This window comes from Armatimonas sp. (assembly GCF_031410135.1).
In the GTDB taxonomy this organism is placed as follows: domain Bacteria; phylum Armatimonadota; class Armatimonadia; order Armatimonadales; family Armatimonadaceae; genus Armatimonas.
In genome coordinates this window covers 1-3,465 of the sequence record NZ_JANNYP010000030.1, presented here as the reverse complement: position 1 = coordinate 3,465, position 3,465 = coordinate 1, and the positions used below count along the sequence as shown (strand labels likewise).

The following is a 3,465-nucleotide window of genomic DNA, read 5'->3' as shown; positions in this document are numbered from 1 at the left end:
TGAGGAGCCTGCGGCCACGCCCAACAGGTGCGTATTAGTACGCACTGCGCCTACAGTGATCGTCGCCGGTCCCTGCAGGATAGTAGCGACTGCCGCCCTCCACCCAGACACATATTCCTAAACTGTGTCGGAGATGACCATGCCTGAGCCAGATACCGATTTACTTCGTTTTGTGAAAGAGTCTCCCCTTGCCTTTGGTTCGTGGCGTGAGCTCAAGTCTCTCTATAAAAAGCTTGAAGCCGATCCCGACGCTGATCCTGAGCTTCTGGGCGCACTGATTGGTCGTCTGGACAGTGCGCCGCTCAGCCAGCACTTCGAGCAGCCGCGCGTGGAGATCGGGCGTACCCAGAGCATCTCTGGGATTGCGCCTCAGGGAGAGAAGCTCGCGGTAGTTCTCAATCGCTCCTGGAACAACCCCTATCTCTCGCTACTTGATTTCTCGGTGCTTGATAAGCTCAAACCCAAGAAAGTTGGGATTGTTAAGCTTGAAAATGCGTCTGGCGACCTGCGTCAGGTGTTCTGGTGCGGCCCCTTGGTGGTTCTGGCGTACCCCAACGCGATTCAGATCCTTGAGCCCGAGCGCGAAACCTTCAAACCTCTGGCGACTCTCAGTGTCGAAAACTTCCATGTGGCCGCGCAGTTTCCCTATCTCTATGTGATCGTCAAAGACGCGCTTCGCATCTTTGACCTCCGTGATATTCATGGCTCAGGTGCGAGTCTGGATATGCGCGGGGCCAAGCAAGTCGCGGTTGGTGAGGGCTTTGCCGTAGTGCTGGGCGAGGGAGCGGGATTTGCCTGGAACCGCCTGCCCACGCCGGGTGGTCTGAAGATTTTGGATACTAGCGATCCTAAAAAGCCCGTCATGGTTGGAGAGCTGCCCCTTGCCAATGCCAAGACTCTGGCGCTGGAGGGTAAGATGGTGTTTGTCTCCACCTGTACACACAACAATAGTCAAGATCTACACCGCATTGACTTGGGGATGTTGAGCGCGCCTACTGCCACGGGAAAGTTAAATCTGGGTTACAGTTACCATGAGCTGAGCTTGGAGATCATGCACGGACTCGTGTACGCCACGGATCAGTATCGTATGAGGCTCCTCGACGGTCGCGATACCATCCTTAAAGAACTCTCGCTAACACATCATGTTCAGGCACAACAGCTTGCGCTTAGCCATGAATGGCTCTACGCCAGCTCTTGGCAGGGACTCTCGCTGCTGAGCCTGGCCTACCCCGAGCGCCCGACCCCGTATGGCACGCCGCCCTCAGCAAAGACGCTTGGCTACATGAAGCGGCGGGCACGGCGGCACTTGCAAGGGCTGGCAGAGACCGACCCGAAGCGTTTTGTGGAGCTTGCCTATCGGACTCTGAGTAACACCACGGAGCCGTTGGAGCCCACCAAGAACTGGGTTGCCTATGACCTGCTATTTGGCTCAGGGAAGCGCTTTGCGCAGCGCAGCCACGGGCGTGGGGCGTTTGTGGAGAAAAGCACGGTTAAGCTAAACCTCCGACGATCCGAGGCACGTGGCGCGGCGGCGTGGACAGCACACCCGGAGCTGGCGGCAAAGCTCTATCTGACAGACAACTGCCTCTGGCAGGCGCGGGAGCTGGCGCTGAAAGTCTTGCGGGCGGCCAAAGCGACGGTGCCGGATGCCAAGGGGACGGGCGTCGCGACGCCCTCGCTGTTGCTGACGGCCTACGGGGTGCGGGAGCTGGTCGGAGCGAAAAAACTTACGCCTGAGCTGGCTGCGCTGGGATTTGCACGAGCCATTGCGCGTCAGCGAACCCAGCTCCTGCCCAACCTACTCCGTCACGCCGAGGCCGACCCTGCCTGGAAAGCGACTTTTGTGGAGTGTTTGCTCCGTGCCAGTGATCCGAGTAATCTCCGGCGCTTTGGTGCCATCGCTGGACTTGTTGCCGAGTGCTTCCCAGAGGCGGTGAGCGGAACGGCGGTGATTCGGCTCGTGCCAGGTTTGCTGGCAACTGGCAAAGCCAATCTCACCGCACTGGCGCTCAATGCCGCTCAGTCGGTGGACGAAGGCACTTTGGACGAGTGGCTAGAGCTCCTGCCTGGTGTCCGGGAGAGCGACCGTGAGGCACTGATTTCGGCACTCGAAGCGGGAGCCGCTGGCAAGGATCTTGGCGAGCCCTACGAGCTGGTTGAGCACGAGAATGTTCTTGTTCGTGAAGCACTCTGGCGCGTCCTGGCAGCGTCGGCGACGGCAAAAGAGTCACTGCGAAGCCTTTGGGATGACTTATTCTTAATGTCGTCAGAGAACGTTGGGCTCCAGACCGCGATGAACTCGCCCTATGCTTTAGCAACACTGGGCCGAGCGGGCTACACGGCGGCGGAGCTTTCGACCACGCTCACGGAGCGGCCATTTCTGGTTGGGATTCTCGACACGCAAGCGTTCACCTCGCTCACCCAGACCCTGCCCGTTACGGCAACGCTCAACCTCATCGCCGCTGCCGACGACGCGGTCTGGGGCCGGATTCGCGATGGCTGGGTGCGGAACCTGCGCGAGGGCTTGGGAATCACCGAGCTCTGGAGCGCCCTGCCCGAGGCACTGAAAAACGACACGGCGGGCAATTTAGAAAACCGCGTCCTCAACGATCCGACTATCACGGAGTGCCTGCTGACCTGCGAGGACGCCACGCGCCTGCTAGAAATCCGCGAGTCCGCCCTCGGGCCACTTTTGGGCCGCTGGCTGGTGCGACACTGGCCCAAGCTAGAGAGCGACGAGGGGCTTCTTCTCACGGCCGCAACGCACGTTCTTGCCGATGTACGGACTCCCGCACTGGAGATTGTCGCTCGAAACCCCCTCCGACTCCCCTTTGCTCTGCGCCTGCTGGAGTGCGAGATTCCGGGGAGTGTCGCGGTGGGGAAGCGCTGGTTCGAGGCAAGTGTTACCGATGAACTGGAATATCGCGCACTTGCCCTCTGCGATAGCCCCGTCTACTCGGTGCGCACCTACGGACGGCAGTTCGCGACGGCAAAAGCGCTCACCGGCGAGAAGCTCGCACTGGCACTCTTTGAGCACGACGAGCCAGACATGCAGGCCTTTGCCGCCGAGGTGGCAGGAGGCACGGCTGCGCCCCGCTTTGACCGCACGGTGCTTCGTGCTCGCCATAAGTCGCGTCGGGCAAAAGAGACGGTCAAGACGCGCCAGGAAAACGCCGCGCCTGATGCCCAAGTAGATGTCGCGACCCTCCTTGCTCTCGCTCGTGGTGCAGGCAGCTCCCGCGATGCCGAGTGGGCGCTGGTGCAGCTCACCAAGCGAGCACTGGCAGGGGAGACCGTCGAGGGGCTTTCAGTGTGAGCCAGTCTCTTTCTTGAACCCATCCCCCCGCCCCCCTTCCCTCTACGAAGGAAGGGGGAGGTAGGTGGGGGTTTTACCCTCCCTGCCCTGTGGGAGGGTGGCGTAGTGAGGGACGAATGAAGCCGGGTGGGTTCGGCGGTGAGCGAAGC

At 60.6% G+C, this 3,465-nt stretch carries 1 protein-coding gene; it reads left to right on the top strand.

Annotated features, from left to right (window positions below):
* The first annotated feature begins 139 nt into the window (after window positions 1-139).
* Window positions 140-3,316: a hypothetical protein gene (locus tag RMO15_RS01135; RefSeq protein ID WP_309707072.1), complete on the top strand. Its 3,177-nt coding sequence runs from the start codon at window positions 140-142 to the stop codon at window positions 3,314-3,316.
* The last annotated feature ends 149 nt before the right edge of the window (window positions 3,317-3,465 follow it).

Bases quoted from the DNA above. Each gene is read 5' to 3' on its own strand.
- RMO15_RS01135 (WP_309707072.1), top strand. From the start codon at position 140: ATGCCTGAGCCAGATACCGATTTACTTCGTTTTGTGAAAGAGTCTCCC.